The 23,699-nt window shown below is 63.1% G+C and carries 29 protein-coding genes and 1 pseudogene; 14 read left to right on the top strand and 16 right to left on the bottom strand.

Annotated elements, in window-relative coordinates:
• Positions 1 to 118 precede the first annotated feature (118 nt).
• A complete protein-coding gene (locus CK220_RS21760; RefSeq protein ID WP_095813494.1) occupies positions 119 to 472 on the bottom strand; it encodes a cupin domain-containing protein in 354 nt (117 codons plus the stop codon).
• Positions 473 to 755: 283 nt separating this feature from the next.
• On the opposite strand from CK220_RS21760, the gene CK220_RS21755 reads away from it, so the two are divergent.
• Both CK220_RS21755 and CK220_RS21750 read left to right on the top strand, forming a co-directional pair.
• A complete protein-coding gene (locus CK220_RS21755) occupies positions 756 to 1,073 on the top strand; it encodes a hypothetical protein (RefSeq protein WP_095813493.1) in 318 nt (105 codons plus the stop codon).
• Positions 1,074 to 1,343: 270 nt separating this feature from the next.
• On the top strand, positions 1,344 to 2,612 hold the full coding sequence (locus CK220_RS21750) for a DUF763 domain-containing protein (protein ID WP_095813492.1): 1,269 nt from the start codon (positions 1,344 to 1,346) through the stop codon (positions 2,610 to 2,612).
• Positions 2,613 to 2,991: 379 nt separating this feature from the next.
• On the opposite strand, the gene CK220_RS32020 is transcribed toward CK220_RS21750, so the two are convergent.
• The 8 genes from CK220_RS32020 to CK220_RS21720 all read right to left on the bottom strand — a co-directional run bounded on the left by CK220_RS32020 (position 2,992) and on the right by CK220_RS21720 (position 7,144).
• Positions 2,992 to 3,150: a hypothetical protein gene (locus tag CK220_RS32020; protein WP_176479156.1), complete on the bottom strand. Its 159-nt coding sequence runs from the start codon at positions 3,148 to 3,150 to the stop codon at positions 2,992 to 2,994.
• Positions 3,151 to 3,329: 179 nt separating this feature from the next.
• Positions 3,330 to 3,497, bottom strand: a complete 168-nt coding sequence (locus CK220_RS32015; protein WP_176479155.1) for a hypothetical protein — start codon at positions 3,495 to 3,497, stop codon at positions 3,330 to 3,332.
• 71 nt (positions 3,498 to 3,568) lie between these two features.
• Complete coding sequence (locus CK220_RS21745; protein WP_095813491.1) at positions 3,569 to 4,168, bottom strand: DUF6456 domain-containing protein; 600 nt, start codon at positions 4,166 to 4,168, stop codon at positions 3,569 to 3,571.
• A 240-nt stretch (positions 4,169 to 4,408) separates the two neighbouring features.
• Complete coding sequence (locus CK220_RS21740; protein WP_141245197.1) at positions 4,409 to 4,714, bottom strand: hypothetical protein; 306 nt, start codon at positions 4,712 to 4,714, stop codon at positions 4,409 to 4,411.
• Positions 4,635 to 5,348, bottom strand: coding sequence for a hypothetical protein (locus CK220_RS21735; protein ID WP_095813489.1), 714 nt, complete (start codon positions 5,346 to 5,348; stop codon positions 4,635 to 4,637). The genes CK220_RS21740 and CK220_RS21735 overlap by 80 nt, the downstream gene beginning before the upstream one ends.
• A gap of 211 nt (positions 5,349 to 5,559) precedes the next feature.
• On the bottom strand, positions 5,560 to 6,345 hold the full coding sequence (locus CK220_RS21730) for a GcrA cell cycle regulator (RefSeq protein WP_095813488.1): 786 nt from the start codon (positions 6,343 to 6,345) through the stop codon (positions 5,560 to 5,562).
• A gap of 104 nt (positions 6,346 to 6,449) precedes the next feature.
• Positions 6,450 to 6,863 carry a hypothetical protein gene (locus CK220_RS21725; protein WP_245429338.1) on the bottom strand — a complete coding sequence of 138 codons (414 nt, stop codon included), beginning with the start codon at positions 6,861 to 6,863 and terminating at the stop codon, positions 6,450 to 6,452.
• Positions 6,860 to 7,144: a hypothetical protein gene (locus CK220_RS21720; RefSeq protein WP_245429337.1), complete on the bottom strand. Its 285-nt coding sequence runs from the start codon at positions 7,142 to 7,144 to the stop codon at positions 6,860 to 6,862. The genes CK220_RS21725 and CK220_RS21720 overlap by 4 nt, the downstream gene beginning before the upstream one ends.
• Positions 7,145 to 7,224: 80 nt before the next feature.
• Here CK220_RS21720 and CK220_RS21715 point away from each other — a divergent pair, with 80 nt between their 5' ends.
• From CK220_RS21715 to CK220_RS21695, 5 genes are all read left to right on the top strand, one after another.
• Complete coding sequence (locus CK220_RS21715; RefSeq protein ID WP_095813487.1) at positions 7,225 to 7,857, top strand: S24 family peptidase; 633 nt, start codon at positions 7,225 to 7,227, stop codon at positions 7,855 to 7,857.
• A gap of 148 nt (positions 7,858 to 8,005) precedes the next feature.
• Positions 8,006 to 8,878 (top strand): DUF2167 domain-containing protein, encoded by an 873-nt coding sequence (locus CK220_RS21710; RefSeq protein WP_095813486.1) that lies wholly within the window; start codon positions 8,006 to 8,008, stop codon positions 8,876 to 8,878.
• A gap of 64 nt (positions 8,879 to 8,942) precedes the next feature.
• A complete protein-coding gene (locus CK220_RS31550) occupies positions 8,943 to 9,308 on the top strand; it encodes a hypothetical protein (RefSeq protein ID WP_141245196.1) in 366 nt (121 codons plus the stop codon).
• Between the two features lie 207 nt (positions 9,309 to 9,515).
• Positions 9,516 to 14,000 carry a tetratricopeptide repeat protein gene (locus tag CK220_RS21700; RefSeq protein ID WP_095813484.1) on the top strand — a complete coding sequence of 1,495 codons (4,485 nt, stop codon included), beginning with the start codon at positions 9,516 to 9,518 and terminating at the stop codon, positions 13,998 to 14,000.
• A gap of 42 nt (positions 14,001 to 14,042) precedes the next feature.
• Positions 14,043 to 14,810: a hypothetical protein gene (locus CK220_RS21695; RefSeq protein ID WP_245429336.1), complete on the top strand. Its 768-nt coding sequence runs from the start codon at positions 14,043 to 14,045 to the stop codon at positions 14,808 to 14,810.
• Positions 14,811 to 15,071: 261 nt separating this feature from the next.
• Here the strand turns inward: CK220_RS21695 and CK220_RS21690 are convergent.
• A pseudogene (locus CK220_RS21690) lies at positions 15,072 to 15,221 on the bottom strand (YkoF family thiamine/hydroxymethylpyrimidine-binding protein); the annotation flags it as partial.
• 122 nt (positions 15,222 to 15,343) lie between these two features.
• On the opposite strand from CK220_RS21690, the gene CK220_RS21685 reads away from it, so the two are divergent.
• From CK220_RS21685 to CK220_RS21675, 3 genes are all read left to right on the top strand, one after another.
• Positions 15,344 to 16,432 carry a GSU2403 family nucleotidyltransferase fold protein gene (locus CK220_RS21685; protein WP_095813482.1) on the top strand — a complete coding sequence of 363 codons (1,089 nt, stop codon included), beginning with the start codon at positions 15,344 to 15,346 and terminating at the stop codon, positions 16,430 to 16,432.
• An 82-nt stretch (positions 16,433 to 16,514) separates the two neighbouring features.
• A complete protein-coding gene (locus tag CK220_RS21680) occupies positions 16,515 to 16,862 on the top strand; it encodes a hypothetical protein (RefSeq protein ID WP_141245195.1) in 348 nt (115 codons plus the stop codon).
• A gap of 243 nt (positions 16,863 to 17,105) precedes the next feature.
• Positions 17,106 to 17,318 (top strand): hypothetical protein, encoded by a 213-nt coding sequence (locus CK220_RS21675; RefSeq protein WP_067001092.1) that lies wholly within the window; start codon positions 17,106 to 17,108, stop codon positions 17,316 to 17,318.
• 98 nt (positions 17,319 to 17,416) lie between these two features.
• Here CK220_RS21675 and CK220_RS21670 read toward each other — a convergent pair whose 3' ends face one another.
• From CK220_RS21670 to CK220_RS21660, 3 genes are all read right to left on the bottom strand, one after another.
• Entirely contained in the window at positions 17,417 to 17,680 is a 264-nt protein-coding gene (locus CK220_RS21670; RefSeq protein WP_095813480.1) for a DUF2934 domain-containing protein, read from the bottom strand.
• A gap of 108 nt (positions 17,681 to 17,788) precedes the next feature.
• Positions 17,789 to 17,998, bottom strand: a complete 210-nt coding sequence (locus CK220_RS21665; protein WP_095813479.1) for a hypothetical protein — start codon at positions 17,996 to 17,998, stop codon at positions 17,789 to 17,791.
• Between the two features lie 78 nt (positions 17,999 to 18,076).
• Entirely contained in the window at positions 18,077 to 18,376 is a 300-nt protein-coding gene (locus CK220_RS21660) for a DUF1236 domain-containing protein (RefSeq protein ID WP_095813510.1), read from the bottom strand.
• A gap of 203 nt (positions 18,377 to 18,579) precedes the next feature.
• Here CK220_RS21660 and CK220_RS21655 point away from each other — a divergent pair, with 203 nt between their 5' ends.
• Positions 18,580 to 18,933: a DUF982 domain-containing protein gene (locus tag CK220_RS21655; protein ID WP_095813478.1), complete on the top strand. Its 354-nt coding sequence runs from the start codon at positions 18,580 to 18,582 to the stop codon at positions 18,931 to 18,933.
• 163 nt (positions 18,934 to 19,096) lie between these two features.
• Here the strand turns inward: CK220_RS21655 and CK220_RS21650 are convergent, their stop codons facing one another.
• The gene (locus CK220_RS21650) at positions 19,097 to 19,315 is read right to left on the bottom strand and encodes a hypothetical protein (protein ID WP_067001044.1); all 219 of its coding nucleotides are present in this window, start codon (positions 19,313 to 19,315) and stop codon (positions 19,097 to 19,099) included.
• 219 nt (positions 19,316 to 19,534) lie between these two features.
• Positions 19,535 to 19,837 carry a DUF1236 domain-containing protein gene (locus CK220_RS21645; RefSeq protein ID WP_095813477.1) on the bottom strand — a complete coding sequence of 101 codons (303 nt, stop codon included), beginning with the start codon at positions 19,835 to 19,837 and terminating at the stop codon, positions 19,535 to 19,537.
• 223 nt (positions 19,838 to 20,060) lie between these two features.
• Here CK220_RS21645 and CK220_RS21640 point away from each other — a divergent pair, with 223 nt between their 5' ends.
• From CK220_RS21640 to CK220_RS21625, 3 genes are all read left to right on the top strand, one after another.
• Positions 20,061 to 20,948 carry a DUF1236 domain-containing protein gene (locus CK220_RS21640; RefSeq protein ID WP_095813509.1) on the top strand — a complete coding sequence of 296 codons (888 nt, stop codon included), beginning with the start codon at positions 20,061 to 20,063 and terminating at the stop codon, positions 20,946 to 20,948.
• A 388-nt stretch (positions 20,949 to 21,336) separates the two neighbouring features.
• Entirely contained in the window at positions 21,337 to 21,570 is a 234-nt protein-coding gene (locus tag CK220_RS21630; RefSeq protein WP_095813475.1) for a polymerase, read from the top strand.
• A 466-nt stretch (positions 21,571 to 22,036) separates the two neighbouring features.
• Positions 22,037 to 22,300, top strand: a complete 264-nt coding sequence (locus CK220_RS21625) for a hypothetical protein (protein WP_095813474.1) — start codon at positions 22,037 to 22,039, stop codon at positions 22,298 to 22,300.
• Positions 22,301 to 22,591: 291 nt separating this feature from the next.
• Here the strand turns inward: CK220_RS21625 and CK220_RS21620 are convergent, their stop codons facing one another.
• Positions 22,592 to 22,999, bottom strand: coding sequence for a hypothetical protein (locus CK220_RS21620; protein ID WP_095813473.1), 408 nt, complete (start codon positions 22,997 to 22,999; stop codon positions 22,592 to 22,594).
• Positions 23,000 to 23,699 lie beyond the last annotated feature (700 nt).

The raw sequence follows: 23,699 nt of genomic DNA, 5'->3' as shown, positions 1-23,699 counted from the left end.
CCGGTCCTCCCGGCTGGCGAGAAAACTGTCACCCATCTAATCGGTCCATTCTGTTACCTATCTATCCGGTTCGGACACCTTCGGCGACATCTCCCCCTCGAGGGGGGAGAAAGGCGCCCTACCCCATCACAACCACAAAATGCTTGGTCACCGGCTCGAGGATCTTCCAGGTGCCCCTGAAATCGGCTTCGACCACGAAGGCGTCGCCGGGGCCGACCTCGACCGGCTCGCCGCCGTCGGGCGTGATGAGGATGCGGCCGGCGATCATGTGGACGAATTCATAGTCGGTGTAGGTGGCGTGATAGGTGCCGGGCGAAGCGCGCCAGGTGCCGGACATCACCTTGCCGTCCTCGCTGGTGTGCTGGACGGCCGTCTGCATGGTCGGGGACCCCTCGACCGCGATCCAGCCCGGCAGATCGCCGCCATCGCCATGCTCGACGGGGCCGAATTTCAGGATGGTAGGCTTGGTCATGGCAGGCTCCTGCGGTTGGGATTGGCTGGACGTTGCATAGACGATGACGCAGAACGCGCACGCGCTGAGCGGCGACAGCAGGTGGCGATATGGCGACTCCGAAGATCGAAGACAGCGGGGCGAAGGATAGCGTGATCTCCCCCACAAGGGCGAAGATCGACAGCTTCGGGGCCGCTTCGCTCCTTGCTGGGCCCAGGATCGCCGCCTAACTTTCTCGGAACACCACCCGTCTCGAAACCGTTTGTGCCTCGAAGGGGCAACCATCGAACCTCAGGAGGCAGCGATGAAAAAGCTTCTGCTTGCTTCGATGATCGCCATCGCCTCGGCGTTTGCGATCGCGCCGGCGAGTGCCGGCAGTGTTGAGTTCGGCATCGGCGTCGGCCCTAGCTACGGCGATTACTATGGTGACTACCATGGCGGGTATTACCCTCACCGCTATTACCGGCACGTCTACGGTGACGACTACTACACTCCCTATCGCGAGCGTTATGTGGTGCGCCATCATAACCGGTATTATCGCGATAATTGCCGGATCAAGATCGTGAAGCACTGGCGCCATCACCACCGCGTCATCGAAAAGATCCGCATCTGCCGGCGCTGACCGACCAGCGCCCAAGACCGGCGACATCTCCCCTTCGTCGAGGGAGATGTCGCCGGGGTGTGTCCGTCTCCACATCCCGCGCCCGTTGCATGCGGGCGACGTCCGCCACTGCCACGTGAAGTGGGTGAGGGTACTGGCACCATCACCGCCGGGTGCTGGAACGCGTGCGGGTTTGGCGTTACCGACACGGCCGGACATTGGCTGCGGCTGCGCCTTGCAAATTCCCGCCAAAACGCCATCTAGAAGCCGGCATTCATAAGGGGAAGCAACGTGACGCAGCGAAGCGGCAGCGCCGACCTGCCGCTGCATGGCGGGCGGGTCCCGAAGTGGCTGGGCGATCGCATGACGAAGCTCGGCGCGGTGCTGTGCGAAGCCATCATCCACCACTACGGCCGCGACGAGCTTTTGCGGCGCCTGGCGCATCCCTTCTGGTTCCAGTCTTTCGGGGCCGTGATGGGCATGGACTGGCATTCTTCCGGCATCACCACTTCCGTCATCGGGGCGCTGAAACGGGGGCTCAACCCGATGGCCGGCGAGCTTGGCATTCATGTCTGCGGCGGGCGCGGCGCGCATTCGCGCAAGACGCCGGGCGAGCTGCTGGCGATCGGCGACCATGTCGGTCTCGACGGCCAAGCTCTCGCCACCGCCAGCCGGCTGGTCGCCAAGGTCGATAGCGCCGCCGTGCAGGACGGCTACGATCTCTACCTGCACGGCTTCATCGTCAGCGATGACGGGCGCTGGGTGGTGGTTCAGCAGGGCATGAACGGCGACGCCCGCCAGGCACGCCGCTATCACTGGCTTTCGGAGGGGCTCAAAAGCTTCGTCGACCAGCCGCATGCGGCGATCGAGGGCGAACGCCAAGGCGAGATCGTCAACCTCACCGACCATCGCGCCGAGAAAGCGCGCGGCGGCCAGATCGCGCTCTTGAAGACGATGAGCCCGGAGAAGATCTTGACCGAGCTTGCCGTGCTGGAGCCGGCCCCGCCGCCGGACCCCGCGGCGCAGCCGCTGCTGCCCAACCTCGTCATGCCCGCGCATCACGACGTGCGTGAGAGCGACATCGTCATGCGCCGGCTGCATGGCAATATTTCCGCGGCAATAGAAAACGGTCCGAAGGATTTCCCCGAGCTGCTGCTGGTTCCCGGCGTCGGCCCGCGCACGGTGCGCGCGCTCGCCATGGTCTCCGAAGTGGTGCACGGCGCGCCCTACCGCTTCTCCGACCCGGCGCGCTTCTCGCTCGCCCACGGCGGCAAGGACCGCCACCCCTTCCCGGTGCCGCTAAAAGTCTATGACGAGACGATCTCGGTGCTGAAATCGGCGGTGGGCAAAGCGAAGCTCGGGCGGGACGAAGAGCTGCAGGCGCTCAAGCGGCTGGACGGCGAGTCACGCCGGATGGAGCGCTATGTGACCGGACCGAGCCTGAAGGAGATCGTCGCCGGCGAGATGGACCAGTCGCATCTGCTGGGAGGGCGGAGCGTGTTTGGGTGGGAGGGGGCGCCTGACGAAGATGGGCCAAAGCCGCTGAAGAAAGGTGGCTGAGGCTTGCCTGCCGAAACCACTCAAACGAACGCATCGATAACTGTCGCTGGTCGGCGCCGCCCCTCATTGCCCTGCCGGGCATTTCCCCCGTATAGTGACGGGGAGAAAGGGGCTGTCATCGCCGCTTTCGCCAATCGCCAACGCGGCAGAAGAGGCGCGGCATTGCGGCAAGCCCCTTCTCCCCGTCACTATACGGGGAGAAGGTGCCGGCAGGCGGATGAGGGGCAGCGCCGGTGTCTGCGATTTGGGACTTCGCGCGGATCAGAACTTGATTCACCGCTTCACGCCAAGCGGTTGAGTTTCATCCCTATCAGCCGCTTCTCAGTTCCTCAGCAATCCATGCGATTTTTTGCTGCCGGATCGGGCGGCGGCGCAAGCCTCATTTCTTCCTCTCGAGCAGCCGCATGCCGGTCTCGGGCTGTACATAGTGGATCAGTCCTGCTTTCTCGGACAGGATCATGACTCCCTCTTTCAGGTAGCCGAGGACTTCTCGCGGATACTCTTCCGAGTATTCGTCCGTATCGAGCGAGCAGACCACCGTTCCCTCGTTCCCTTCCCGAGGAAAACGCGGTCGCCAAGCCTGGCAAGGTTTCCGTCGGCGTATTTCATTGGCTGTTCAAAGCGCCTCTTCTAGACTGGATGACTCACTGCGAAGCGAGTTGGTCGTGGTCGGCTGGCCGGGTCATCTTCAATCCGGCAATGAGTCTGGATCAACGGTCATTGCCAGCTCGATTTTAGATGCCCCAAGGCGGCCTTAAGCACAAACAGCAGTGTCATCAACATTGCGGTGTTGAGAATAGGATGGGCGCTAAACACGGTCGCAATTACTGCAGCGACGCCGATCATGAACATCATTGAACCGAAAACAAGTCTAATGAAACGCATTCAGTCACTCCAGCTGCATAGTCACATAAGCAGCTTTCGATCCGGCGCAAGCTAGGCACATCGTTTTCCACTCACCCCACCTTTCTCCCCATCATCATCCCATAATGCACCGCCAGCAGATCCAGCCCGACCTTCAGCAGCTTGACCACCACGTCGCGGCCGTCGCCGCTGCGTTCGGCGATGGCCTTCACCGACTGGCCTTCGAGGCAGATCTTGCGCACCACTTCCGCCACCTCCCAGTGGGCAAGCGCTGCCGCCGTGCGGGCATGCGCCCGGCCGGCTGACAGCACGCGGTCGGGGACGCCGCCGCCGACGCGGCCGCCGTCGACGCGCTCGCTCCAGGATTGCGGCTGCAGGCCCTGGCGCTTGGCGCGCTCGAAATCGTCGCGAAAACGCTGGCCGGCCTCGCGCTGCTGGCGGCTGAGCGAGGTGATGCCGACCAGCGGATCGACATTGCGCAGGCGCACGATGCCGCCGGTCGAGGTGTAGCCGCCGTTCGACACCTCGTAGACGCGGCGCGCCTCCGCCGTGCCGGCGGTGAGGCGCTGGCGGCCGAATGGGTCTTGCTTCAGCGCGAAATCATGGCCGATCTCGCGGCGGATGCGCACCTGCTCGGCCTCGCCCTTGGGGAGCTTTGGGGGTTGGGGTTTTTTCGAGGCTTTCCGGGGCATGGCTGGGTCCTTGGTTGTGGGTGGCTGTGGGCCAACGGGAGAGGCTGAGTTCCTTCGCGCCCCCCTCTGCCCTGCCGGGCATCTCCCCCACTTGCGGGGAGATTGGCAGCTTGGGCGCCCCCGCTCCTACCTGCGATCTTGGCGAAAGCGGTGGCGAAGGCTGATCTCCCCCCTTGTGGGGGGAGATGTCCGGTAGGACAGAGGGGGCTGTCCCGCCGGCGTTTCGAAATTAGCCGGCGCCTATACCTTCACCAGCTTCACACATGACTGCGCCCCCCGCTTCGCCAGCAGCTCCCGCATTAGCCTTCTCTCCCGCACCTCGATCGAAAGCTGGGCGCTGGACGGGCAGAACTGGGCGTTGTCGACCTTGGCCTCGCCGCGGATGAAGCGCTGGATCGCGGCTTGCACGTCTTGAAGCTCGGCATCCTGCACGGCGGCGAGATAGCCGCGCAGCTGCATCTCGGCATCAGCGAGCGCGGATTGCGGGAAGCAACTGAACATCGCGGCCAGCGCCTTCGCCGCCTGCTGCAATTCGGCTGCGGTCATTGATCTCCTCGATGATTGCGTTGGCGGCATCGACATGCGTCTTGCGGCGCTGCCAGTTCTGTCCGGCTCCGTCTGAACGGCCCGAAACTGATTTCTCGTTCTTTTGCCGCGGAGCGGCAGCCCGGGAAGAAAACGCCAGGGCGTTTTCTCCCGATGGATCTATGGCTATTGGATTCTTGGATTCTGGACTCTTGGCTTCTGGACTCTGGGGTTTATCCTCCCCCTTATCTTCGGCCTTTACCCATGGCTTATCCGAAGGTGAAAAAGCGCTTTCTTTCGAGAGACTTGGATTGCCGCCCTTGAGGCCGTTGCGGCGCGCCGCGCGGGCCTTGCGGGCATCGGCGATCATGCGCCGGGAATAAATCCGGCCCTGGCGGTCGCGCGAGAAGACACCGTTCTGCTCGAGCTCGGCAAGCAGCGCCGCTAGCTCCGCCTCGGAGCAGCCGGCGAGGCGGGCGAGCGCTGACTCATCCAGCCCCTTGCCGGCGATCGCGACATAGCCGACCGGCTGATGCGCTGCGGCAATGCAGAGCATCCGCATCCACAGGCCCTGGGCGGCCAGCGAGCAGAGGCGCAGGTTCGGATCCGACTCCCAGTCCGACCAGAAGAATCTCGACCAGACCGTGCCGCTCATGAGGTGGGCTCGCGAAGGCGGAGGAGCTCGGATCTCCCCCCTTGCGGGGGAGATGGCCGGCAGGCCAGAGGGGGTCGTCTCACGTAGAGCTCCAGCGCCTTGCAGATGCCGCAAGAAGAGGCTGGCGCTTCACGCGCCGCGACCCCCTCTGTCGCCTTCGGCGACATCTTCCCCGCAAGGGGGGAGATTGGCGGTTTCAGTGCCGGCGCGATCATTGCCCCCTCCCGCGATGGCCGTGAAACCGCGCATGATGATGCGCGCAGTAGGAGCGCGTGGCCGAGGTCGGCAGGCCGCAGCAGAGCATGTCCGGTCCCGGCCGCACGCCGATAGGATCGTCGTCCGCCTCCTCGCGCAGCGCGAAATCGATCGGCGCGCGGCAGCGCTCGAACAGGCAATCGAGGAAGCGCATGGCCGCGACATGCGGCTGGCGGCCGGGGTTTACCGGGGGCGGCGGCGCGGGAAGCTTGTAGAGCTGGCCGTCGGATTTTTCGCGGGTGCCGGGGGAAAGCCAGGCGGGCGGCAGCGTCCGCGCGGGTTTGCGGGCTTTGGATCTTCTGGGCTTGTGTGGAGTGCGCGCATCTGCCTGCGCGGACAGCTCAACGGCGGATAGGTCGCCGGGACAGCGCCCCCCTCTGTCCTGCCGGATATCTTCCCCAAAAAGGGGGAGACTGGCTGCTGCGGCGCCGGCTTCCTCGACCCGTTTCGAAAGCGCCGCCGGCTCGGAGAGCGTGGCACCTCCAGCCGCCGCCCTGCCCCGCCGGCCTGGACGATCCGGCCGCGCGTTCCTCCTCGGCCTGCCGCCGGAGCGGCCGCCCTTCGGGTTGGCAAAGCCGATGGCGGAGAGGCCGGCGTTGCGGTGCACGATGCCGATAATGGCGTTGCGCGAGACCGGGCTGCCGCGCAGCGCGCTGAAGCGGCCGGCAATGCGCGAGGCGGAAAGCCCCTCCTTCAGCCATGCGGCGATCTCGTCGATTTCCTTTTCGGTGTAGGCGGCCATGTCTCATTCCGGTTGCTTGCGAAAGGTTGCGAAGCGCTCGGCATGAGGCCAAGCGCCAGGGTTCGGCCGCGAGGCCGTTGGTCAGGTCAGGGAAAAAGTTGGGATCAGGGGGCGCCTGGAGCGCTTCGCTGTTTTGCGGAAACGGCGAAGCGCTCCATCTCGTTGTTTTGACGCAATTCCGGACGGAAAACCGCTTCGCACTTTTCCTGGAATTGCTCCGGCGCCGCACCAAGCAGGCGAAGAAGCGTCGCCTCGGCGGCGGCCCGCGTGAGCCCCGACACCGCCAGGCCCGCCGCGCGGTCGAAGAGGATGACGGTGCCGTCCTCGGTGCGGATGCAGGAGACGGGCCGGCCCGAATTGGGGGCCGGAGCCGGGGGAGGAGCGGCTCCGGCCGTTCCGGTGAACCGGGGTGCGGGCGGTTCAGCCGGATCCGGGGCAGAAGCCCCGGAAAGCGTCCGGGCCGGGGAGGAGGACAGCCCGGACGATTGGAATTCGACAGGCGAGCCAAGCGCGTTCATGCCGCCTCCCCTTGCATGGCGGCAGCGGCGCGACGGCCCGCCAGCCATTCGTAGCTGACGCCGGCAATGCCGCGCCTGCGGCTCGCGGCCACCACATGCGGCCAGTGCTGCGGCGCGATGCGTCCGCGACGGCGCATCTGGCGGGCGGCTTCATAGCCGCAGCCGACATCGGCGGCGAAGGCGGCGATGCTCTGCCAGGAATCAATTAGCCCCGAGATGCTCGTGGGCAGTTGCTGGATGTTCGCAGGGAATGCGGAAATGCTTGCGGTATGCTCATTCATGCGCTAAGCGTACGTTATGTACGAATGCCGCGCAAGCGAAATCGTACAGTTTGGACGATAATTTTCAGGCATTTTGTACGATGATGGATTCTCGGCACAGACTGCAGCAGGCGCGCGCCCAGGCCGGCTATGCCTCGCCCAGCGATGCGGCCCGCGCCTTGCGCGACATCAACAAGAACACACTCATCAGCCACGAGAACGGCAACCGGCCGCTGTCGCGCAAGGCGGCGGAGAAATACGGCCGGCTGTTCGGCGTCGACCCCGGCTGGCTGTTGTTTGACGGCGACGGCGCCGAAGCCGCGCCTGTGCACCTCGCCCCCTCGCCTATCACCATCGACGTGCCGATCGTATCATGGATCAGCGCCGGCGAGCTCGGCAGCCAGGACAGCGTGGTCAACCTCTCCGACTATCCGACCATCCCCACTGCCGACCTCGAGGAAGGCGAGTGGATTGCGCTGCGCGTCGACGGACCGTCGATGAACAAGATCTCGCCGCCGGATTCGATCATCTTCGTCAACCTGCGCGACAAGCGGCTGGTGACCAATGGCTGCTATGTGATCGCCGACGAAACCGGCCGCGCCACCTACAAGCGCTGGCGGCCGAACGATAATCCGCCGTTCCAGCCGGCGTCCTATCTCGATATTCCGCCGCCGGAGCTCGAAGGCGCGATCACCATCATCGGGCGGGTGAAGCGGTCGATGATCGATATGTGAGAGACAATATCGCTGCGAACCTGCAGCAGTAGCGCTGCGATCTTAACGAAGAACAAAAAAAGAACTTTTCGGACTTGTACTTGCGGCCGAAATCCCCTTAGATCACGAAGGCGTGAGGGTTTGGGGTCCCGTTGCCGGGAGGGGGAGCATGTACAAATCGATCAGGGAAAATCTGCGTTTCATCCTGCTGGCGCAGGCCTTTATGCTGGCGGAGCCGGCGATCGTGCATGCCGGGGATGCGGACTATCACCCGCAGAATTTCACCCAGCCGCTCAACGCCGCCAGGGGCACGATCAATCCGGCCGGCGGCGGCGCCATCTACCTGAAGCCGGAGGACAGGTGCAATCTGGTGGTGAAGGAGTTCGGCTGGGACCGTGACCAGTGCGGCACGATCGACCAGCTGATCTTCGGCTTCACGCCGGAGATCGACAACCTCACCGTCGAGCAGCCGGTCTCGGACGGCTATGTCAGCCTGGCCGACTGGGATAGCGCCGGCCGCGGCGAAGAGATCAGCGCCATCGAGGAAAGCTTCAAGGAATCGGTGAAGGCGCAGTCTGAGCGCATCGGACAGGAGATCCGCCTCGACGGCTGGCTGGTCTATCCGCAAGTCGACAAGGCCAGGAACATCCTCTACTACGCCAACATCCTGAACTGGGGCGGCGACAGGACGATCAACATCTCCGTCTCGATCTTCGACCGGCAGGGTTATGTCCCGATGAAGATCGTGCCGGTGGACGGCAACATCGCGGCCAACTCCGTGCTGAAGATCGTCGAGGCATCGGCGGCCGCCTACAAGCCGAAGGCCGGCTCCTCCTATTTCGAACATTCCAGCGGCGACAAAGTGGCCGGTTACGGCGCGCTCGGCGTCCTGGCGGCGATGCTCGGCGTCAAATTCGGCAAGGCCGCCGGCGTCGGCCTCATCGCGCTCGCCCTGGTGGTGCTGAAGAAGGGCGCCTTCCTGCTGTTGCTGCCGCTGGTCTGGCTAAGGCGGCTGTTCAGCCGGAATAAGGCGGGCAGCTGATCGCGGAAGGCCGGCAAATGGCAGGCCGGGCGGATGAGAGCCGGTTGATACGGCTGGTGCGAAAATGGCGAATGCCGCTGTTGCTGCTGCTGGCCGGCCTCGTCGTCCTCGACCGGCGAGGCGCCATGGGGATCGCCGCCAATTTGAGCTGTGCGGCCTGCATCGGCAATGCGGCCGATCCGACCCGCCGGCTCGAGCCTGCACGCAAATCATCGAGGACAAGGCTGAGCGCCCCGACAAACGGGCGATAGCCTACTTCAAGCGCGCTTACGCGTGGGCGGCAAAAGGCGATAACAACCGCGCCATCGCCGACAGCGACAAGGCGCACAAGGGCGATCACCACCAAGCCATCGTCGACTACGACAGGCGATCGCACTCTTCAGAAGTTCGCCGATTTCTATGGCGCCCGAAGCGTGTCGTGGAAGGCTAAGGAAACCGCGAACGCGCCGAGGCGGACAGGATGTCGGCGATCGCACTCGGGACGAAGTAGGCTGCCAGGCTGGAGAGTTGCGTCCTTCGGCCGAGAGCGAGCCCAGAATAAGCTTCCGCAATTTCTGCTTGCATTTAGGAACAAAAACAGAACTATATAGGCGATTGCAGCCGCCACCGCGGCAACTCCGGGGGGAGGATCAAAACCATGTCACGCCGCACCGGCGCGTTCGCCCGCGCATTCGTTGCATGGCTTTCATTTGGGCCGCTTTTGGCGGCGCTGGCGGGGATTGCGGCGGTTGGCGGCCTGGGCAGTCCGGCGCTCGCCGAGAGCAAGGATTACGCTACCTGCTTCAGCGACGGCACCGTCTCAGCCGACCAGCAGATTGCCGCCTGCACCCCCATCGCCGAGGACAGCGCGGAGATTCCCGATCTTCGCGTGAATGCCTATTTCTCGCGTGGCCTGGCTTACACGCAGAAGAACGATATCGACCGCGTCATCGCCGACATGACCGAGGTGCTCGCGCTTGATCCGACATACGTGCCCGCCTCTACCAACCGCGCCATTGCCTGGGAGAGCAAGGCAGATTTCGAGCGAGCCGTCGCGGACTACACTCGCGCAATCGCGCTCACGCCGGACGATGCCAACCTCTATGCCGACCGCGCCAGGGCACTCAACAAGAAAGGCGAGCACGACCGCGCGATTGTCGATTGCGACAAGGCGATCGACATCGATCCCGCCAACGAGATGGCCTATGGCGTGCGCGGCGTCGCCTGGGAGGACAAGGGCGACGCCGCGCGGGCCCAAGCCGATTACGACAAAGCAGAGAGCGTCCGCGCGGACCCCATGGCGCCTTACCATGACCGCGCACTTTCATGGATCGCCAAGGGCGAGCGCAAGCGCGCGGAAGCCGATTGCAAGCACATCGCCGGCGTCGATGCAGGCAAAGGGCGTGATTGCTCACGCCGGATCGCCGAGGCTTTTGGCGAGCCGCGCGACGGGGGTGGCGAGAAAACCGCCACCGCCCAAAATGCGGTCGGTATAGAATGGCAGGAAAAGGGCGACCATACCCGCGCCATAGCCGCATTCGACGAGGCGATCCGGCTCAATCCAGCAAGTTCCGCTTTCTACTTCAACCGTGCCAAGAGCTGGGGCTTAAAGAAGAATTATGCCCGCGCCATCGCCGATCTAGATGAAGCCGTACGCCGCGACCCGGCCAACGCCCCGGCTTACCGCGTGCGCGGCATGACTATGGCTCGAGTCGGCAATTCGAAGGAGGCGCTTGCCGATCTCGACAAAGCGATTTCCATCAGTTCCGACGATCCAAAATCGTATTTCGAGAGGGCACTTGTCTGGGAGGCGAGCGATCCTGACAAGGCAATAGCGGACCTGGACAAGGCAATCGCGCTCGATCCGGCCAACGCCGGCTACCGAAAGGAAAGGCTGAGCGTCCAGATTGGCAAGCGAAGGGCCAAAGGCCAACCCGTGCTGCAGTCACCAGGCGCTACGACCAGTCAGGCTCATGTCCCAATCCCAGCTGAGCCGCAGACGGCCAAGCCTACCGCGCCTCCCACGTATGAGCCGCCGCAACTCTACGCCAAGCGCGACAATTCCGCCGCCATCGACTGGAATATGAAATCGGGGTTGCAGAAGATGCAGGTCGACCCCAAGGGCGCGATAGACACATTCAGCTTTGTCGTCGGCCTCGATCCCTACAATGCCGATGCCTATTACAACCGGTCGATCGCGGAGGCCTTGCTTGGCAATTTGGACCTCGCCGTCGGCGACTGCCGGCGAGCCGTCGAGCTCGACCCGAAGCGGGCAGGCACGTGCTGGGAACACCTGCCCGGCGAGCAAGGCAAGCCGACCGCCGCGAAGCCAGGCAGGGGTCCGGCGACCGCGCGGACCCTGCTCGAGCGCGCCCAGATGCGGCTGTCGAAATATGGCGTGGACGGCGCGCTGCTCGATTTCGACCAGGCCATCAGCCTCGATCCCGACAATGCCGACGCCTATTTCGGCCGCAGCCGCGCCCGGATGCTCAAGGGCGACCGGGTCGGCGCGGCGGCCGATTGCCGGCGCGCCATCGAACTCGACCTGAAGCGGACTGGAAGCTGTGACGAGCAGGCTGCCGTTGGCGAAAACAGGCCGGCTCCGCCAGTGGGCATGCAACAGTCGCAGCCCTCTGTTGCGGCCGCCGTTGAAACCTTGGCCAAGCAACTCGGCCAAGGCAAAGCGAGCCCAACCCGAACGCTGTCCGCCTCAAAGATGCTGGAGGCGGCCCAGGCGACCGACCCACGCGTCCTGAGCGCGGTGCAGAGCGGCGACACCTTTTCGGACGCGGGCAAATATGAGCATGCCATCGCAGAATATGAGAAGGCGATCGCGCTCGACCCCAGTAGCCCATTCGCCTATTTCGGCCGCGGCAAGGCCTGGGCCGCCAAGCGCGCCTACGACCTAGCGATCGCCGACTATGATCGGGTGATCCAGCTCGTTCCGGATCTGGTCTCGGCCCATATTCGCCGGGGAATGGCCAAAACCATGTTGGGCGATGTCGAGGGCGCGCTTGCCGATTGCGGCCATGCCGCCACGCTTGACCCGAAGGCGCGCGACGCGTTCTTCTGCAAGGGCATGGCCTGGCACGCCAAGGGCGACGGCGGGCGGGCGATCGCGGCCTATTCATTAGCGATCGCGATCGATCCGAAAGACGCCGCCAGCTATTATGGGCGCGGCATGGCACGGGCCGACAGGAAGGACTATGACGGCGCCACCGCCGATTTCGACCAGGCGATACAGTTCGATCCGAACAATGGCGACTATCCCGTTGCCCGCAAGGTAGCGGCGGATATGGCGGCCGCCGTGGCGCGCGCCGAACCTGCTACCTCGCACTTCGACCCACACCAAGTACACTCCAACAGCAAGCTCTCCACCGCTGAGATGGCAGCGCTCATTCAGGCGACCGACTCGCGCGTTTTAGCTGCAGTGCGCAACGGTGACAGCTTGTGGGATGCGCGCCAATATGACCAGGCAATCGACGCCTATGGTAAGGCCATCGCACTCGATCCCGGCAATCCCCTCGCCTATTTCGGCCGTGGCAAGGCCTGGGACTCCAAGCAAGTTTATGATCGGGCGATCGCGGACTATGACAGAGTGATCCGGGTCCTGCCGAATTTGGTCTCGGCCCGTATTCGCCGTGGCTTGGCCAAGGCCACATCAGGCGCTGCCGACGGCGCTCTCGTCGATTGTAGGCTGGCCGCAGAACTTGATCCGAAGGCGGTGGATGCGTATTTCTGCATGGGCATGGCCTGGCACGCGAAAGGCGATGCTGGCCAAGCGATCAATGCCTATTCGACGGCGATCGAAATCGATCCGAAAGATGCCCTCAACTATTACGGGCGCGGCGTAGAGCGGGCCGACAGCAAAGATTATGAAGGCGCCATTGCAGACTTCGACCAGGCGATAAGACTGCATCCCGACAATCCAGACTTCGGGACTGCCCGCAAGGCGGCGGTGGCCGCGTTGAAGAAAGGTCACGCGGCGCCCGCCGCCGTCGGCTCGGATCCGAAGAACGTCCAGGTCGTCATTGATCGCGGCGATGCCTTTTACAAGAAGGGGAAATATGATCGCGCCATAGCTGAATACAGCCGTGCGATCGCGCTCGATCCGAAGCGGGCGTCCGCCTATATCGGACGCGGCATATCGCTTGCCGACAAAGGCAAATACGACGCCGCAATCGACGACTACAGCAAGGTTATCACGCTTTATCCGACCAATCACGACGCCTATTTCGGCCGCGCCGTCGCCTGGAGCAAAAAGAAGGAGGCTAATCGCGCCATTGCCGATTTCAGCCGCGCCATCGAAATCGACGCCGGTTACGCGCCGACCTATTTCGGGCGTGGCAGCGCCTGGTTCGCCAAGGGCGATTTCGACAAGGCGATCGCGGACTACGATCAGGCGCTGAAGCTCGATCCGAAAATGAGCCTTGCCCGCAAGGGCCGCAAGCTTGCAGTGGCGGCCAAGGCAAAGACGTCAGGCGAGATCGCGAGCCAAGCGAAGACCTCAGAGGGCAGCATTCCACCAGCAGCCAGGGCGGCTTTCGAAAAGGGGCAGGTGCTGGACAACAAAGACGACTATGACGACGCCATCGCGCAATATGGCAAGGCAATCGCCCTATTCCCCGCATATCGGGACGCATATGTGGCCCGCGCCTTCGCTTGGGAGATAAAGGGCGATTATGCCCATGCCGTCGCCGACCTCAGCCAAGCGATCGCAATCGATCCAAACATTGGTGTGACCTACAGCGATCGTGGCCGCAACCTCAGCTACCAGGGGGACTATGACGGAGCACTAGCGGATTACGAGAAAGCTGTCCGTCTCGACCCTGCGAACCCAAGGGCCTATGCCGGTCGCGCCATGTTCCGCATGAAGCGCCATGAAGACACGGGAGCACTCAGCGATTTCGAGACCGTGCTTAGACTCGATCGCAACAATGTTTTCGGTTATTTCGGCCGCGGCACAATCCGCGCCCGCAACGCCGACTATGACGGTGCCATCGCCGATCTCAACCAGGCGATCAGGTTAAGGCCAAATTTCGCTGCCGCGTACGGATCGCGCATCGAGGTATGGGAAGCCAAGGGCGACCACAAGCGCGCCGAGGCCGACCGCAAGAAGGCGCTGCGCCTCTGGGCGGAGTAACCGAGTAATCGGGAGGGCCGGCACATGTCGCGTTGGAGGGGTTTGGGCCTGGCGGCGGTCGCCGTTTTGTCATTCGTTGCAGTGAAGGCAGTGCCTTGGGCACTCGGCTTTGCCGGCGGCAAATATCTCTATGAGACGGTGATGGGTTCGCATGACGGCTCGGCAAAGCTGACCACCTTCCAGGTCAGCGATCAGCTTCTGAGCCAGGGATTCCAGATCTTTAAGGCAATCAAGCAGGAGTTTCCGGACGACTATGACGGAGTTGTCCAGAAGATCACAGCAGTGGCATCCGCGGGGGGCGGTGAGTCCGAAGTACGCAACACAAGCCGTGTCTTGGTTGCCGATCTCAGGCACAAATACGCCCCTCTGCTAGCATCCGCGCCAGACGGCAACGCCTCGGAGGCGCTCGCCGCGCAGCTCGACATGCTTAAACACGTCATGGAGCGGGAAACGCCCGCCACGTGCAACCGCTACCTTCGCGACGGGCCGGTCGCGCTGAGCATGCCGGAACAGGATTTCCTGATGCACATGGACAAGATCGGCGCGACGCTGTTCCACGCCTTTGGCGCAGCCAAGGGCAGCGGCCTGCGGGCGGCCGCGCCCGTGGATCAGGACTGGTCACTGGTGGCAGATGCCTTTACCAGGAACGGCGGCACGACGGCCGAGATAGATGCGATCGCAAGCGCCAACCAGGACTTCGAGGGTCTCTGCCCGGCCGTCGCGAAACTCTACACCGCCGCCCTGTCGCTCAATGGCGAGCCCGGGCGGCATATCAAAACCGCCCTGCTTTACGAGATTGCGAAGAACTAGGCGCTGAAACGCCTGGTGACCGACATATGAGGCGCGCATGTGGTTGGACCGAAGCTGCATCGCTTCGCGCTCCTCTGGCCTGGCGGCCTGTGGCTTGGTAGACTCGTCTACCCCACCAGATAGTCGTTGCTGAAATAGGCCGCGAAATCCGGCTTCTCCTTCAGCGCCTTGCCGTTGCTGTCGAGCAGTATTCCCGACGCAAGCAAATACCCGCCCATGGCTTCCATCTTGGCCTTGTCCATGGTGCCGGTGGCGCCGGCCGCGCAGTTTGGTGCAGAAATGTTTGGAGCCCTCGAAGACGCCGGACTGCCTCAGAAAGTCTATGCAGCCATAGATCTCGTCCATGTGGTCGCCCGTGCCCATCACATAGAGCGAGAACTGCGCCGCGGCCGGCTGGCCGGTCGACGAGGAGATGCCGCCGTTATAAGATTTCCACAATTTTCTTATAACACTCTTGAAATCCAGCCGAATGAGGCGCAGTTATAAGAAAACTGCAGAGTTCTTATAACGCTGCGGGCGCGCTGGGAGCGGCCATGAAGACCATCGATCTCGCCTATCGCACCCTCTATGCCGAGCTCGTGCAGCGCAGCCTGGATGCCTCCTTCGAGACCGATTTCTCGACCGCGGGCAATTTCGTGCGCGTGCCGGTAAAAGGGCGCGACTACTGGTATTTCGAGGAGACGCGGCCGCAAAAGTCCAGGCGCTATGTCGGCCCGGCCGAGGATCCCGAGATCGCCAAGAGGGTCGCGGCCTTCAAGGAGATCAAGGACGATCTCAGGGCTCGCCGCAGGCTGGTCTCCACGCTGGTGCGCGACGCCGGCCTGGCGGCGCCCGATCGTTTCAGTGGCGACGTCGTGGAGGCGCTGGAAAAGGCCGGGCTCTTCCGCCTGCGCGCGGTGCTCGTCGGCACCGTCGCCTTCCAGACCTATGCAGGACATCTCGGCGTCAAACTGCCGGGAGCCGCGCTGCAGACCGGCGATGCCGACTTTGCCCAGTTCCATTCCGTCTCGGCCGAAGTCGACGACAGCATGCCGCCGCTCATCGAGGTGCTGAAGGCGGTCGACCCGACGTTCCGGGAAATCCCGCACCGGACGGATGCCGGGCGCACGACGCAGTTCGAGAATGCTTCCCGCTACCGGATAGAATTCCTTACCCCGAACCGAGGCAGCGACGAGCATGCCGACCATGCCAGCCCGATGCCGTCGCTGGGCGGCGCCTCGGCGCAGCCCTTGCGCTTCCTCGATTTCCTGATCCGCGACCCGGTGCGGGCAGTGCTGCTCCACCGCTCCGGGGTGCCGGTCCTAGTCCCCTCGCCCGAACGCTTTGCGGTCCACAAGCTGATCGTCGCGGCGCGACGCGAGCGAAGCGCTGCTGCGAAGCGGGAGAAGGACCTGCATCAGGCGAGCCTGCTGGTCGAGGCGCTCGAGACCACGCGCCGGCAAGACGACCTCGCCCATGCCTTCGCGGAAGCGTGGAACCGGGGCGAAGCATGGCGTGAGGCGCTGCGCAAAGGGTTGCAACTGCTTCAGCCGGACAGAAGCGAGATGGTGGACCTGGTCCTCGGCAAGGCGCTCGACGAAGCGCGCATCGAGATCGACGGTTTCATGCGACGGTCCAAGTAAGTTATCGTTCAAATTGTACGAACCGTGCTTGACCACTTTTCGTACATAAAGTACGATGTTGCCCTTCGTTGAGGGATATTCTTTGAACACCGCGAACCATGCCGCTTTCGCCGACCTCTCCCGCCCATTGCTCTGGCCATTGCCGCTCGCGGAGCGCGAACGCCTGGCCGGCGCTTGGCGCATGGCCAGCCAGGACATCGCCGACGACATCCGCTTCATCCGGCAATATCTGAAGGTGATCGCCGAGAAGGACGACCGGCTTTCGACCGGCACGCTGGTGCACGGCCGCGCCTATGTCGAGGCCTGCGCGGCCTGGCTGCCCGAAACGATCGCGCGATATGTGAGGAACCTCAGGCTGATCAGCGAATGCGAGTGCGCGATGACTGCGGCGGGCGTGCGCTTTGCAAAATCGAGCGATGCTTGGGAGTGAGTGACTTCCTCCTCGCGGAGGAAGACAACCGAATGCGACGAGCAGCGGAGCCGCGAACGAGCGCGGCGACGGAGCGGTATCCGCCCGCGCCGGGTGCAGAGAACTCCCTTTTGCTACTTTCGGATGCACCTCGACAAATGTATCGTTTCACACAATTGCCAATTGGTGGACGCGGGCGAGCGGCCGGTAGTTAATTCCTTTCGGGCGAAGGCAGGGATAGTTGCGTACCAGGGAGGAACTCGTTTGATCGACCAGCAAATCGACATCGGCGCACCAGCCGACGATCAGCCTTACGAAGTCACCTCATTCGCCCGGAAGCATGGGCTGACGATTCCGATCGCCGACGCAGTGCTTTTTGCCAAGGGTCCGTCGCCGTCGCGGGCAGCTTGCGATACCGCCGCGCTCGCTTTCCTCTGCGCCGTTGCGCAATACGCCAGGAAGCAAGGAAGGCGATAGCCGTTCAGCCTCAACCTCCGCGCCCTAAAACGTTCGGGCGCGGGCTTGCCACATCCTCGTCGATTGTCGGGATCGCAGCGGCGGAACGGCCGCTGGAATCAGGCCTTGGCTTTGGGCTTGGCAGGAGTCTTGGCCTTGGCGGGGGCCTTGGCGGGGGCTTTAGCGGGTGTTTCAGCCTTCGCCGCCTTCGGCTTGGCGGCGGCCGTGTTTTTCGGCGCGGCCTTGGACTTCGGCTTTACTTCGGCGTCGATCTCGGCGGCCGCCTGATCCCAGTGCTCCATATGCGCCCCTTCCGGCCGGCCGGCCTGTTCCCAGATCTCGTGCGCCCGCCGGCGAATGCGTTCCTGCCTGTCGTCCGTCACTGTCGCCTCCTTTGAGTGGGGCCGCTCCCCTACGGAAACATTAGCTGAATTTTCCGGTGGCGTCTTGCGCAGCGACGCGTAGGTGCCTGAACTTCGGCAGCGTTTTCTTCAGTGCACGTCGGAGACCATAGCGACGCCCAGATACGCCGCCTTCTTTGTAATCAACGCGGCTAAATCGGCGTCAGAGCGTTCGGTTCCGGTGCGCCTGCGCAACAGGCCAATCGCTTCCTTCATCGATAAAAGGCCAGTGCGACGTTCGGCCAGAAGCTGGTCGACCGCCTTTGCACAGTCGACTGATTCGACATGGGGGTGATGCATGGCTGCGACTCCTCTCTAGGAGCCGGTATCCCCCCGCCGGCATGGCGGGAGGATCGGGGCTCGTAAGCACGTGTAAGATCACTCGATGACGTGGATGACCCTGCGTGTACCAGGATCGATCAGAACGGTGCGATCATTGACCACGGCATATCTGTACTGAACGTCCGGCACCTCGCGCAGCTCGACCGTGTCAGGCACCGTCGAGCCGACGCCCAGTTCCAGCCCCAGTATATTGACCGAGGCGATCGGGTGCTTGTGGACATATTCCTTGACAACAGTCTGCTGCTCCGGCGTGACGATGATCTGGTCCGCAGCGGCAAAGCCTATGCCGGCGATCAGAGCAAGGCCGGCAACAGCAGGAATAAGGGTGTGTTTCATCATAAGTCTCCTGTTGTGTTGGCGAGCTCCGCCCGCCTCCGCCGTCGCGGAAACCCTGGCAGGTCGAACATAGGAGCTCCCGGGGCAAACGCCTGCATCAGGGTCTTGTTCCGTCAGCGGCGCCTAATTGATTTTTGCCGGCGGAACCGCCGGGGCGGCTTCGCATTGTTTGAATTGAATAATTCGACAAGCAAAGGCCCGCCATGACGGCAGTTCACATCACAAGCGACATGCCGCTCCGGGCGCCGGTGGCGATCGCGGTCGGGGCCGGTTTCAAGCGCGAGATCCCTTCCCTGGCGGCGATGCAGAATTTCCTCAAAGAATGGCCGCCGGCGATGCGCGGCGACTGTTATGCCGCGGCCGTGCAGGCCTGTGAGGCGGCGCGGACAGGAGAGAGGAAACTCGGGGAAGCGCGGCAGGCCTTCGTGGCATTCGCTCAGAAGGCCGGCATTCTATGGACCGGCGTCGACCCAATCACCGCGCTACGCGAAGCCAAGATCAGGCGCGTCAAGGCCAGGAGCATAAGCCAGCAGCGCCGGCCATGGCCGCTGGCGTGACAGGCTGCTGAAGTCCGACGCCCTATGGCATCGGTCTGATCGGACCAAGCATTATCGAAAAGCCCCGCGGCCGAAGGCTTTTGTGGCGCTAAGCGGCGTAGCGCCGCTCACTGCCGCCCAGTGCTGGACGGCAGCCAGTCGACATCGATGACGGGACGCGCTGTCAGTTCAGCGAAGCTTCGCACGACTCGGTGAGGAAAGATGCGGCGATCAGATCGTCCGCATCGATGCGTAGGGAGCCATCGCCGCCCCCCATTATAGCTGCGACCTTCTGGAAGGTCTTTATTTCATGTGCGGTGATGTGGGCGTCTTCCATCCTGGCCCGCAACTCGGCGACGCGCATCCCGAGCGAGCGGGATGTTCCGATTTCTCGTTTCGACATGTTAACTAGTCCTCCTCGCCCCTGCCCATGCCTGTTTGCCGCCGCCCGAATCTGCTTTGCCACTGGTTTGTGTTGTCCATGAGACAGGTTTGACCCAAAGCGCCCAACTTGAGCGTGGGTCAAAGGTTCCGTTAGGATATCGTAAATTAATAATTTTCCGTTAACGGCCCGCCGCCGTGACCGGCGACGGGCCGTCCGCTCGGCCGATTACGCTATCGGTTAATCCATCACCTTGATGATCTTGCGCGTGCCGGGGTCGACGATCACGGTTCGGTTATCGACCACGACATAGCGATATTTGACGTTCGGCACTTCGTGCAGTTCGACCGTGTCGGGAAGCGTGCTGCCGATGTTCAGCTCAACGCCGGGAACCTTCACCGAAGCCAGCGGCTGCTTCTGAACATATTCCTTGATGACGGTTTCCTGCTCGGGCGCGATCACGACGGTGTCCTGCGCAGCGACGGCGCCAGCGCCGGCGAGAAGCAGAAGGGCCGCGGCGGCGGTGGTGAGGTGCATTTTCATGGTCGTCTCCTTGTGTATGGTCAATCGCCTCCTCTGCTGCGCCTGCGATTTTCCACAGCCGATCGGCAACGTCCTAACGCCGGGGACCAAGGCTTGTTCCTGCAAAAATCTGCGCATCCGCCGGCGCAAGAACGCCGCCGCCGCTTGGCAAAACAATCTCGGAACAATGCCTTCCAAGTCGTGTTTAACCAGCGAAGGGACCGACTTTCCGAGGAGAAATCAGATGAAACATCTTCTGATCACGAGCATGATCGCGCTCGGCGTCGGTTGCGGCGCCGCGATGGCGCAGACCGAATCCGTGCAGCCGAGCGGCGGCGATAATTGTGCCGCCGGCCAGGCCGACTGCCCGAAGGGCGGCAACGCTGGCGAGCAAGCCCAGGGCAAGATGAAGTCTCAGACCGAGCAGAATGCCCAGGGCAGCACCAAGATGAAGACCGAGCAGAATGCCCAGGGTGAGGCAGGCGCCAGCACCGAGCAGAACGCCGAGGACAATACGCAGTTGAAGAAGAAGCAGCAGGCGCAGGGCAAGACCGGCACCAAGACTGAGCAGAATGCCCAGGGCAGCACCAAGATGCAGACTGAGCAGAACGCTCAGGACAACACCACGCTGAAGAAGAAACAGCAGGCCCAGGAGAAGACCGGCACCAGCACGGAGCAGAATGCTGAGAGCAACACCAAGCTGCAGACCGAGCAGAACGCTCAGGGCAAGACCGGCACCACCACCGAGCAGAACGCCCAGGGCACCACCAAGCTGCAGACCGAGCAGAACGCTCAGGGCAAGACCGGTACCACCACTGAGCAGAACGCTCAGGGCACCGTCCAGACCGACCAGGACAAGACGGCCTCGATCACCAATGTGACGGTCGAGCAGAGGACGCAGATCACGCAGATCATCCACGAGACCAACGTGCAGCCGGTTCGCGATGTCAGCTTCGACATCTCGGTCGGCGTCGAGGTTCCGCGGCAAAAGATCCGGCTGCATCGCCTGCCGGCCCGCATCGTCAAGATCGTCCCGGCTTACGAAACCTATGAGTATTTCGTGCTGGCCGACGGGCGCATCGTGATCGTGGATCCGGACACCTATAGGATCGTCGTGATCCTGGAGGCCTGATCCAGACAGCATTTTCCGACAAGAGGCCTGCTGTGCCCCAAGGCATGGCGGGCTTTTTCTTTATGATGCTGCGGTCGCTTCAGCCGCAGGCGATTGGTCGGCAACGCCTGAACATCGGTAACGCGGGCGCAAACCGAACCTCCTCCCCGAAGCCGGGGAAGCCCGTCCAACCGTTGCCGCAAAGCTTTATCGCCCGCCCGCGCCGCAACACGCATCAAGAACCGTGGGACTGAGGTCCGGTTTCGGAGCGCATTGGTCCCGCGCCCGAAACATACAGGCGATTATCTTGTTTGACTCGCGACTGGCGAGCATGGGTCCCTTCATCGTCGGTTGTTGTTGCACCCGCCGCTGCCTGCGATGCGGCGGGTGTTTCTTTTGGGGGTGCCGCATGCAACTCGGCGAGATCATTGCGAACATGTTCGCCGCCCTTCTTCTGATGTGCGTTGTGGCGCTGGTGTTCTTCGCAGGCGGCAGGCCACTCTGGCCGGATCGCGAGGCAAAGATGGTCATTCTCTTGCCGCCGGATGCTATGACAACGGGATCAGTCAAGGCGCTGGCGCACGTTAGCCTGCCCGACGCTTTCGACATAAGGCTGGTGCAGCCAAGGCCCCAATCCCGATAGCCGATTCGTCCAACACATAGCCGGCCGCGCCGTCATCGCGGCGAATGGGGCTGTCAAAGCTAACCCTCCACTTTTTTCGCGGAAACGCGGAGCGGCGGCCTCCTGCCGATGATGGGACGTGCTCGGCGGTGGGGCACTGCGGCAACCCCAGCGGGGTTCAGCTCGGCAGCATTGCGGCGGCGGCGAAGGCGATGCACTGCCCGAAGGCAGGCGCAAGGAGCCACCGCGCCTGGCAGACGCTGCGGTCCATTAGCTACTCCTGATCATCGTGCCGCGAGGGAACGGAATCGGCCTCGGTTTGGTTCCTGAGACATAGGTCCTTCGGCGGGCCAGAATTAAGACCTATGGCAAGGGGTCTGCGTGAAGTCTTGCGATCCTGGCGGAAAAGGTGCAAGGGTCAAAATGGGTAGAGCAATGGGGCGAGATCGTCGAAGACCCTAACTGGTCGCGGCGCTCGGTTGGGCAAATGTATTTTCCGCAGTTTCTTGTGGGAATGACGGCAACGCTTCTGGTGGTTCTCGGATGGACCTTCATGTCCACCGGCTCCGTCTGGGAGTCGCTTGGCTGGACGTTCCTGGCGGGCGTGGTGCTGCAGGCAGGCTATTTCGTGGCCGTGCTGTGGCTCGTGCAAGCCGAAAGCCGGGCCACGGACGAGAGCAAGGCGAGCGACGCCGGCGCCCCCGCCAAGCTGCCCGGCCCGTTCGAGCGCGACGGCACGTCCACGCGCTGATCTCGCGGCTCTTTCCGAGTCTGCTGCCGTAGGTCGGCTCAGCGTTCGGCCGAAGCCCCCAACGCCGTTATCTTTTTGGGGTAGCGACGCGAAGCGCAGCGAAGAGCCAAAAATCCATGCCGTGACCTCGCTGAGGAACGCAGCGCGGCAGAATTCTGCACCGTGATAACGCTCTGAGCCTCCGGCCTGGAGTCTGCGCCGTGTCGCTTCGCTCCCTGCTCCGCCACAGGATGTCGAGCAATTGAGCGCGTCGCACTGGGCCGGTTCAGGCGACGCGCTCTTGGTGCAAGGTTACCGCGCCGGAGCGACCGTGGCCGAGCGCACCGTCTCCGCGGACGAGAAGACGATGAAGGCAAAGGTCAGCACCGCGGCGGCGACGATCAGCGAGCCGATCGCCACGACCGGCTCGATCTCCGGATGGCCTGCGGCCAGCATCCAGTAGAGCGCCGGCAGCATGATCACGAGGCCAACCGTGTAGAGACCATAATGGATCATGGCGATGCGGCGCTCGGCCTTGGCCGGATTGAGCGCGTAGTAACCGCCGAAGATCGCGCTGGTCACCCAGCCGAGAAGGTTGATGTGGGCGTGCGCCGGAAAGGCGCCGTGGTCGCCCGAAATCGCCATCTGCAGCCCGGCGGCTATGCCCAGGATGAGAAAGACGATGGCCGTCTTGAAGAAAAGCTCCGAAACCCGTGGCATTTTGTTGTCCTCCCAATGCCCTGTGAAATCCCTCACCCGTTAAGTCTACACACCGCAACGCATATTAGCCACAAGGCAGCAAAGTTTTGGTGTGCATTGCGCACAGCGTCAGGCGAGGCAAAAGGGCTCGGCAAGGGTCGGCGCCGGCGGAGCAGTCCTTCCCCGGGCCTGCAGATGCGGCTGCAAAAGAAATTGCTCGCGCCCCATTCCAACGCCGGCTGTTATATCGTAATACGACATTTATAACGAGATCTCGGGGGTGGCAACCGGGGGCCGGGAGCTGACCACGCAGCTCCCGGCGAACTCGTTCGGCGCGCTAGATTTTCGATCACCACCCGGGTCGCGCTACCGCGTCGATTCTGCCACCATTCCAGACGCCTGGCACAACACCGACCAAAACCGACGAACGGCTGCAGCGGTGCAGACGCCGAGGGATTTTTAGCCATTCCTTAACTAATGTTATTCGGTCGGCAGACCGCGCATGTTAGCTTTCGGGCGCGGGTAGAAGCCGTCTGACCACCTCGGCTTTTGCTATTTGGGCTCGCCTCAAAGGCGAGCCCTTTTTTGTATTCCGCCTGTGCGTCGGCGTGGCGTTTCCGCTCGCTCAATTGCGACAACCAGGATTCGCTCTGGTCTGTTGGCATCGAGCCAATGCATTGCCGAACAAAAATGCCGCCGGGTCGCCCCGGCGGCATGCCAT

The organism is Mesorhizobium sp. WSM3860 (genome assembly GCF_002294995.1).
Taxonomy (GTDB): domain Bacteria; phylum Pseudomonadota; class Alphaproteobacteria; order Rhizobiales; family Rhizobiaceae; genus Mesorhizobium.
Note: the sequence above shows the minus strand (reverse complement) of the source record. Positions and strands in the feature narration are given on the sequence as shown.

Bases quoted from the DNA above. Each gene is read 5' to 3' on its own strand.
- CK220_RS21760 (WP_095813494.1), bottom strand. From the start codon at position 472: ATGACCAAGCCTACCATCCTGAAATTCGGCCCCGTCGAGCATGGCGAT.
- CK220_RS21755 (WP_095813493.1), top strand. From the start codon at position 756: ATGAAAAAGCTTCTGCTTGCTTCGATGATCGCCATCGCCTCGGCGTTT.
- CK220_RS32015 (WP_176479155.1), bottom strand. From the start codon at position 3,497: ATGCGTTTCATTAGACTTGTTTTCGGTTCAATGATGTTCATGATCGGC.
- CK220_RS21745 (WP_095813491.1), bottom strand. From the start codon at position 4,168: ATGCCCCGGAAAGCCTCGAAAAAACCCCAACCCCCAAAGCTCCCCAAG.
- CK220_RS21740 (WP_141245197.1), bottom strand. From the start codon at position 4,714: ATGACCGCAGCCGAATTGCAGCAGGCGGCGAAGGCGCTGGCCGCGATG.
- CK220_RS21735 (WP_095813489.1), bottom strand. From the start codon at position 5,348: ATGAGCGGCACGGTCTGGTCGAGATTCTTCTGGTCGGACTGGGAGTCG.
- CK220_RS21730 (WP_095813488.1), bottom strand. From the start codon at position 6,345: ATGGCCGCCTACACCGAAAAGGAAATCGACGAGATCGCCGCATGGCTG.
- CK220_RS21725 (WP_245429338.1), bottom strand. From the start codon at position 6,863: ATGAACGCGCTTGGCTCGCCTGTCGAATTCCAATCGTCCGGGCTGTCC.
- CK220_RS21720 (WP_245429337.1), bottom strand. From the start codon at position 7,144: ATGAATGAGCATACCGCAAGCATTTCCGCATTCCCTGCGAACATCCAG.
- CK220_RS21715 (WP_095813487.1), top strand. From the start codon at position 7,225: ATGATGGATTCTCGGCACAGACTGCAGCAGGCGCGCGCCCAGGCCGGC.
- CK220_RS21710 (WP_095813486.1), top strand. From the start codon at position 8,006: ATGTACAAATCGATCAGGGAAAATCTGCGTTTCATCCTGCTGGCGCAG.
- CK220_RS31550 (WP_141245196.1), top strand. From the start codon at position 8,943: ATGGCGAATGCCGCTGTTGCTGCTGCTGGCCGGCCTCGTCGTCCTCGA.
- CK220_RS21700 (WP_095813484.1), top strand. From the start codon at position 9,516: ATGTCACGCCGCACCGGCGCGTTCGCCCGCGCATTCGTTGCATGGCTT.
- CK220_RS21685 (WP_095813482.1), top strand. From the start codon at position 15,344: ATGAAGACCATCGATCTCGCCTATCGCACCCTCTATGCCGAGCTCGTG.
- CK220_RS21665 (WP_095813479.1), bottom strand. From the start codon at position 17,998: ATGCATCACCCCCATGTCGAATCAGTCGACTGTGCAAAGGCGGTCGAC.
- CK220_RS21660 (WP_095813510.1), bottom strand. From the start codon at position 18,376: ATGAAACACACCCTTATTCCTGCTGTTGCCGGCCTTGCTCTGATCGCC.
- CK220_RS21655 (WP_095813478.1), top strand. From the start codon at position 18,580: ATGACGGCAGTTCACATCACAAGCGACATGCCGCTCCGGGCGCCGGTG.
- CK220_RS21650 (WP_067001044.1), bottom strand. From the start codon at position 19,315: ATGTCGAAACGAGAAATCGGAACATCCCGCTCGCTCGGGATGCGCGTC.
- CK220_RS21645 (WP_095813477.1), bottom strand. From the start codon at position 19,837: ATGAAAATGCACCTCACCACCGCCGCCGCGGCCCTTCTGCTTCTCGCC.
- CK220_RS21640 (WP_095813509.1), top strand. From the start codon at position 20,061: ATGAAACATCTTCTGATCACGAGCATGATCGCGCTCGGCGTCGGTTGC.
- CK220_RS21630 (WP_095813475.1), top strand. From the start codon at position 21,337: ATGCAACTCGGCGAGATCATTGCGAACATGTTCGCCGCCCTTCTTCTG.
- CK220_RS21625 (WP_095813474.1), top strand. From the start codon at position 22,037: ATGTATTTTCCGCAGTTTCTTGTGGGAATGACGGCAACGCTTCTGGTG.
- CK220_RS21620 (WP_095813473.1), bottom strand. From the start codon at position 22,999: ATGCCACGGGTTTCGGAGCTTTTCTTCAAGACGGCCATCGTCTTTCTC.